At 37.0% G+C, this 7,500-nt stretch carries 6 protein-coding genes (1 of these 6 only partly in view); all 6 read left to right on the forward strand.

Annotated elements, in window-relative coordinates:
• Positions 1-130 precede the first annotated feature (130 nt).
• The gene (gene dnaA / locus LJY09_RS00005) at positions 131-1,474 is read left to right on the forward strand and encodes a chromosomal replication initiator protein DnaA (protein ID WP_028411911.1); all 1,344 of its coding nucleotides are present in this window, start codon (positions 131-133) and stop codon (positions 1,472-1,474) included.
• Positions 1,475-1,660: 186 nt separating this feature from the next.
• Positions 1,661-2,797, forward strand: coding sequence for a DNA polymerase III subunit beta (gene dnaN / locus LJY09_RS00010; protein WP_013054821.1), 1,137 nt, complete (start codon positions 1,661-1,663; stop codon positions 2,795-2,797).
• A 100-nt stretch (positions 2,798-2,897) separates the two neighbouring features.
• Positions 2,898-3,113 carry a S4 domain-containing protein YaaA gene (yaaA, locus tag LJY09_RS00015; RefSeq protein WP_013054822.1) on the forward strand — a complete coding sequence of 72 codons (216 nt, stop codon included), beginning with the start codon at positions 2,898-2,900 and terminating at the stop codon, positions 3,111-3,113.
• 14 nt (positions 3,114-3,127) lie between these two features.
• Positions 3,128-4,246 carry a DNA replication/repair protein RecF gene (gene recF / locus LJY09_RS00020; RefSeq protein ID WP_013054823.1) on the forward strand — a complete coding sequence of 373 codons (1,119 nt, stop codon included), beginning with the start codon at positions 3,128-3,130 and terminating at the stop codon, positions 4,244-4,246.
• Between the two features lie 240 nt (positions 4,247-4,486).
• On the forward strand, positions 4,487-6,403 hold the full coding sequence (gene gyrB, locus LJY09_RS00025) for a DNA topoisomerase (ATP-hydrolyzing) subunit B (protein WP_028411910.1): 1,917 nt from the start codon (positions 4,487-4,489) through the stop codon (positions 6,401-6,403).
• Positions 6,404-6,529: 126 nt separating this feature from the next.
• Positions 6,530-7,500: the 5' portion of a DNA gyrase subunit A gene (gene gyrA / locus LJY09_RS00030; protein ID WP_028411909.1), read on the forward strand. The gene runs 1,540 nt beyond the window's last position; the window shows 971 of its 2,511 coding nt (coding positions 1-971); the start codon lies at positions 6,530-6,532; its stop codon lies beyond the right edge, outside the window.

A 7,500-nucleotide genomic window follows, 5' to 3' on the forward strand; every position in this document is an offset into this window, starting at 1 on the left:
CTTCTATAATATATATTTACCCACATAATAGCAATTGTATAAATATAAATTTTTTATGCATAAGGTTTTGTACAGGTTGTACAAGGGTTGTACAAAGCGCATGAAAACTAGAAAAAGGAGGGGTTACTCGTTGGAAAACATTCATGATTTATGGAACAGAGCTTTAGATCAAATTGAAAAAAAATTAAGCAAACCTAGTTTTGAAACCTGGCTCAAATCGACAAAAGCTCATGCTTTGCAAGGAGACACGCTCATTATTACTGCGCCTAATGATTTTGCACGGGACTGGTTAGAATCTAGGTATTCTAATTTAATTGCTGAAACACTTTACGACCTTACGGGGGAAGAGTTAGATGTGAAATTTATTATTCCTCCTAACCAGGCCGAGGAAGAATTCGATATTCAAACTCCTAAAAAGAAAGTCAATAAAGACGAAGGAGCAGAATTCCCTCAAAGTATGCTAAATTCGAAGTATACCTTTGATACATTTGTTATCGGATCTGGGAATCGTTTTGCCCATGCAGCTTCTTTAGCAGTAGCAGAGGCGCCGGCTAAAGCGTATAATCCGCTTTTTATTTACGGGGGAGTAGGATTAGGTAAAACACACTTAATGCACGCAATAGGCCACTATGTGTTAGATCATAATCCTGCCGCTAAAGTCGTGTACTTATCATCTGAAAAATTCACAAATGAGTTTATTAACTCTATTCGTGACAATAAAGCAGTAGAATTCCGCAACAAATACCGCAATGTAGATGTTTTACTGATTGATGATATTCAATTCTTAGCGGGTAAAGAGCAGACACAAGAGGAATTTTTCCATACGTTTAATACGCTTCATGAAGAAAGCAAGCAGATTGTCATCTCAAGTGATCGACCGCCGAAAGAAATTCCTACACTTGAAGATCGACTTCGTTCTCGCTTTGAATGGGGCCTTATTACAGACATCACACCACCAGATTTGGAAACACGAATTGCTATTTTGCGTAAAAAAGCAAAAGCGGACGGCTTAGTTATTCCAAATGAAGTTATGCTTTATATCGCCAATCAGATTGATTCAAATATCAGAGAATTAGAAGGAGCACTTATTCGCGTAGTAGCTTATTCTTCACTAATTAATAAAGATATAAACGCTGATTTAGCAGCAGAAGCATTAAAAGATATCATTCCTAGTTCAAAACCTAGGGTTATTACGATTCAAGATATCCAACAGATTGTTGGACAAGAATTTAATATAAAATTAGATGATTTCAAAGCGAAGAAACGTACAAAGTCAGTAGCGTTTCCTCGACAAATTGCCATGTACCTTTCTCGCGAACTAACGGATTTTTCGCTTCCTAAAATTGGAGAAGAGTTTGGCGGGCGAGACCATACTACGGTCATCCATGCTCATGAAAAAATCTCAAAACTTGTTCAAACAGATACTGACCTACAAAAACAAATTAAAGAAATAAGTGAATCACTAAAAATATAGGCTTTTTTTACTTGTATTTTGTGTATAAGTAAGTTAGGATTGTACACAGTCTGTCCACATGTGGATAGGCTGTGTTCTCACGTTTTTAGGGGTTATCCACATTTCCACAGCCCCTATTACTACTACTATCTTAAAATATAATAAATAATAAGCTTTTAAACCTACTTTTAAGGAGGATTAATTATTATGAAATTTATCATACAGAAAGACTACCTAGTTCAAAGCGTTCAAGACGTTATGAAAGCTGTATCTTCTAGAACAACAATTCCAATTTTAACAGGGATTAAAATTGTAGCGACTGAAGAAGGTGTTACTTTAACCGGAAGTGATTCCGATATCTCTATTGAATCGTTTATTCCAAACGAGGAAGAAGGAAAAGAGATTGTTGATATCCAAAAACCAGGAAGCGTTGTTCTCCCAGCTCGTTTCTTTAGTGAAATCGTCAAAAAGCTTCCTAAAGACATCGTAGAATTGGACGTCCAAAGTCACTTTTTAACAATCATTCGTTCAGGAAAAGCTGAATTTAACTTAAATGGTTTAGATGCAGAAGAGTATCCTCATTTGCCACAGATCGAAGAAAACAACATGTTTAGATTACCGACAGACTTATTAAAAAACATGATTCGACAAACTGTCTTTGCAGTGTCCACCTCAGAAACACGACCTATCTTGACAGGTGTAAACTGGAAAGTCGACGGCAAAGAATTAACGTGTATTGCCACTGACAGTCATCGTCTAGCTTTGCGAAAAGCGACCATTGAAACTGGAAATGAAGCAACGTATAATGTGGTTATTCCAGGTAAAAGTTTAAGTGAATTCAGTAAGATCCTTGATGATTCTCATGAATTAGTAGACATCGTTATCACGGAAAATCAAGTATTATTCAAAACAAAACACTTACTATTTTTCTCAAGATTACTGGACGGAAATTATCCTGACACTTCAAGATTGATCCCAGCCGATAGTAAAACGGATGTTATATTGAACGTAAAAGAATTTTTACAATCGATTGACCGTGCTTCTTTATTAGCTCGTGAAGGAAGAAACAACGTAGTAAAACTATCTACGCTAGATGAAGGAATTGTTGAAATTTCTTCTAACTCTCCTGAAATCGGAAAAGTAATTGAAGAGGTACAAAGCCAGTCTATCTCAGGAGAAGAATTAAAAATTTCTTTTAGCGCAAAATATATGTTAGACGCATTAAAAGCGCTCGAAGGAACAGATATCAAAATTAACTTCACTGGTGCGATGCGTCCATTTGTCATTCGAACATTAGAGGATGATTCAATGCTGCAGCTGATTTTACCAGTGCGAACATATTAAATCTCAGAAAGCTACTAGCATGCCGTACTAGTAGCTTTCTTTTCTCAAGAAGAATTATTTAGTAAAATAGAGATACATCATTAGAAAGTGAGAGAGTCGCATGAAAACAGAGGTTAAAATTTCAACTGAATACATTACGCTTGGCCAGTTTTTAAAACTAGCAGACGTCATTCAAACAGGTGGAATGGTAAAATGGTTTTTAAGTGAGCACGAAGTATATGTGAACGGGGAGCTAGAAGAGCGCCGCGGACGTAAATTATATGCAAATGACGAAGTGGATATACCGGCTGCAGGATCATTTGTTGTTATTACTTAAAGTTGGTGAAACGTTTGTATATTAAAGAAATTACTTTAACAAATTACCGAAACTATACGAAGACAACGATTCCCTTTGAAAATAAAGTAAACGTCATTTTGGGTGAAAATGCACAGGGTAAAACAAACGTGATGGAATCGATCTTCGTATTATCTATGGCTAAATCTCATCGTACGTCCAACGATAAAGAATTAATTAAATGGGACTGTGAGTATGCAAAGCTATCGGGCATTGTAGAAAAGCATAGAGGGCCCGTTACACTGGATTTAGTCATCTCAACAAAAGGGAAAAAAGCAAAATATAATCACATTGAGCAGAAAAAACTCAGTCAATATATAGGGTCAATTAACACTGTCATGTTTGCTCCGGAGGATTTGAACCTAGTTAAAGGGAGTCCGCAAGTAAGGCGCAAATTTATCGATATGGAAATTGGTCAAGTTTCGCCTGTTTACATGCATGATTTAAGCAGGTATCAAAAGATTTTGCAGCAAAGAAATCAATATTTGAAGCAGCTGCAGACAAAAAAACAAACGGATCTTTCACTTTTAGACGTACTTACGTTACAGTTAAGTGAAATGGCAGCGAAAATCTTAAAAAAACGTTTTGAGTTTTTACAGTTACTCCAACAGTGGGCAGAGCCTATTCATAAAGGGATCAGTCGAGACTTAGAAACATTAAAAATTGAGTATAAGAATTCAATTGATGTATCAGAAGATGCAGATTTGTCGAAAATGTTAGAAGCATATCATCAAAAGTTTGATAAAATAAAAAGTAGAGAAATTGATAGAGGTGTCACCTTAGCAGGACCACACCGTGATGATCTTCTTTTCTACGTTAATGAAAAAGACGTTCAAACATTTGGTTCACAAGGGCAACAGCGGACGACTGCTTTATCGTTAAAGCTTGCTGAAATTGAGTTAATTCATCAAGAAGTAGGTGAATATCCAATTTTGCTTTTAGATGACGTATTGTCTGAATTAGATGATTTTCGTCAATCACACTTGCTAAATACCATTCAAGGGAAAGTTCAGACGTTTGTAACGACAACGAGCATTGAAGGAATTCATCACGAGACCTTAGAAAAAGCCGCTACATATCATGTAGAAGCTGGCCAAATTCAAAAGGTCAAATAGCAATTGATCTGTCTAAAAACTTTTCACAAGGCAATCTAACTGAAATATGATATCATTATAGTTTTAAGTCTATATATTTCAACTCGTACCCTCGATTATGAAAATTTTGTGCATAAGTAAACAAATGGCAAATACATTAAAGGCTCCGTATTATTTCCACATAATATTCGAAAAACATAATACAAAATGATAAATACAGCAGTTTGCTGTTAAAAAAAAGTGTAGGTGATACATTTGACGATGGAACAAAAAGAAGTACAAGCATATGAAGCTGATCAGATACAAGTATTAGAAGGATTAGAAGCTGTTCGTAAACGTCCGGGGATGTATATTGGATCAACGAGCGCAAAGGGTTTACATCATCTTGTATGGGAAATTGTAGATAATAGTATTGATGAAGCGCTGGCCGGCTATTGCGATGAAATTAATGTTATTATCGAAAAGGATAATAGTATTACAGTCAAAGATAACGGTCGTGGAATTCCAGTTGGTATTCAAGAAAAAATGGGCAGACCTGCCGTTGAAGTTATCTTAACGGTTCTTCATGCCGGAGGTAAATTTGGCGGCGGCGGCTATAAAGTATCTGGTGGATTACACGGTGTAGGTGCCTCAGTTGTTAACGCACTTTCTACCTCTTTGGAAGTACACGTACATCGTGACGGTAAAGTTCATTATCAAAAATATGAACGAGGTGTACCGGCTGCTGACTTAAAAGTAGTTGGAGAAACAGATAAAACAGGTACTGTTATTCAATTCCATCCAGACGGTGAAATTTTTACAGAAACGCTTGAATACGATTTTGATACGTTAGCTAATCGTCTGCGTGAGTTAGCTTTCTTAAACCGCGGCATTAAAATTACGATTGAAGACAAACGTGAAGAAGATAAAAGACGTGAATACCATTACGAAGGCGGAATTAAGTCTTACGTTGAACACTTAAACCGTTCGAAAGAAGTGATTCACGAAGAGCCGATCTATATTGAAGGTAATCGAGACAACATTTCTGTAGAAATTGCTATTCAATATAACGATAGCTACACAAGTAATTTATATTCTTTCGCAAACAACATTCACACATATGAAGGTGGAACGCACGAAGCAGGATTTAAAACAGCGTTAACGCGTGTAATTAACGACTATGCACGTAAAAACAGCGTATTTAAAGATAGTGACGCCAATTTAACGGGTGAAGATGTTCGTGAAGGAATTACAGCTATTATCTCTATTAAGCACCCAGATCCGCAGTTTGAAGGACAAACAAAAACAAAGCTGGGAAATAGTGAAGCAAGAACAATTACTGACTCTGTGTTTGCAGAACACTTAGAAACTTACTTGCTAGAGAACCCTATTGTGGCGAAAAAGGTAATTGAAAAAGGTTTAATGGCTGCAAGAGCAAGAATGGCAGCTAAAAAAGCTCGTGAGCTTACAAGACGTAAAAGCGCACTTGAAATTTCAAACTTACCGGGTAAATTAGCAGATTGTTCATCAAAAGATCCTTCTATTAGCGAACTCTATGTAGTAGAGGGTGACTCTGCCGGAGGTTCAGCTAAGCAGGGAAGAAGCCGCCATTTCCAAGCTATTTTGCCTTTGCGCGGTAAAATTATCAACGTAGAGAAAGCGCGTTTAGATAAAATTTTATCTAATAACGAAATTCGTACAATCATTACCGCTCTAGGAACGGGTATTGGTGACGATTTTGATATTTCGAAAGCCCGCTACCATAAAATTGTGATTATGACAGATGCAGACGTAGATGGTGCGCATATTCGTACGCTTCTTCTAACGTTCTTCTATCGCTATATGAGACAGATTATTGAGCACGGATATGTGTACATTGCCCAGCCGCCGCTTTACAAAGTTTCACAAGGTAAAAAAGTAGAGTACGCGTACAACGATCGTCAATTAGAAGAGGTATTAGCTTCTTTCCCTGAAGGCGCAAAACCAAACCTTCAGCGTTACAAAGGTCTAGGAGAGATGAATCCTGAACAATTATGGGAAACAACAATGGATCCAGAATTCCGTACCCTTCTTCAGGTGAACTTGCAAGACGCAATTGAAGCTGATGAGACATTTGAAATTTTAATGGGCGACAAAGTAGAACCGCGCCGTAATTTCATTGAAGAAAATGCTCAGTACGTAAAAAATCTCGATATTTAAATGAACGGTAATACCCTTTATATTTTTTATAAAGGGTATATAAACGTCAGGATAGAGATAGGTTCTATCCTGCGTTTACATATATATGAATTACTATACTGAACTTCGCGAAGGAGGTTCTTATCGATGTCAGATAAACCAAACTCTCAAATAAGAGAAGTAAATATTAGTCAAGAAATGCGCGCATCCTTTTTAGATTATGCAATGAGCGTAATTGTATCGCGTGCTTTACCAGATGTAAGAGACGGACTTAAGCCCGTGCACCGTCGTATTTTATATGCAATGAATGATTTAGGTATGGGATCGGATAAGCCATATAAAAAATCAGCTCGTATCGTAGGAGAAGTAATTGGTAAGTATCACCCACACGGTGACTCAGCTGTATATGAAACAATGGTTCGTATGGCACAAGATTTTAGCTATCGTTATATGCTAATTGACGGTCATGGAAACTTTGGATCTGTTGATGGAGATGCAGCAGCAGCTATGCGTTATACAGAAGCAAGAATGTCAAAAGTTTCGATGGAACTGTTACGTGACATCAATAAAGATACAATTGATTATCAAGATAACTATGACGGTTCTGAACGTGAACCAATTGTATTACCTGCTAGATTTCCAAATTTACTTGTAAACGGTTCAGCCGGAATTGCGGTAGGTATGGCGACAAATATTCCTCCGCATCAGTTAGGGGAAGTCATTGACGGCGTTTTAGCTGTAAGTCAAGACCCTGATATCACAATTGCAGAGTTAATGGAGATTATTCCAGGACCGGATTTCCCAACTGCAGGACAAATTCTTGGCCGCAGCGGGATTCGTAAAGCTTATGAAACTGGGAAAGGTTCTATTATTGTTCGCGCAAAAGTAGAAATTGAAGAACAAAACAATGGTAAACAAACTATTATTGTTCATGAACTTCCATACCAAGTAAATAAAGCAAAGCTAATTGAAAAAATTGCCGAGCTAGCTCGTGATAAGAAGATTGATGGAATTACGGACTTACGAGATGAGTCTGACCGTTCGGGTATGCGTATTGTTATTGAAGTAAGACGTGATGCAAATGCAAATGTTTTATTAAATAACTTATATAAGCAGAC

The sequence above is a fragment of the Priestia sp. J2 genome, assembly GCF_020790095.1.
GTDB classification, from domain to species: Bacteria; Bacillota; Bacilli; order Bacillales; family Bacillaceae_H; genus Priestia; species Priestia zanthoxyli.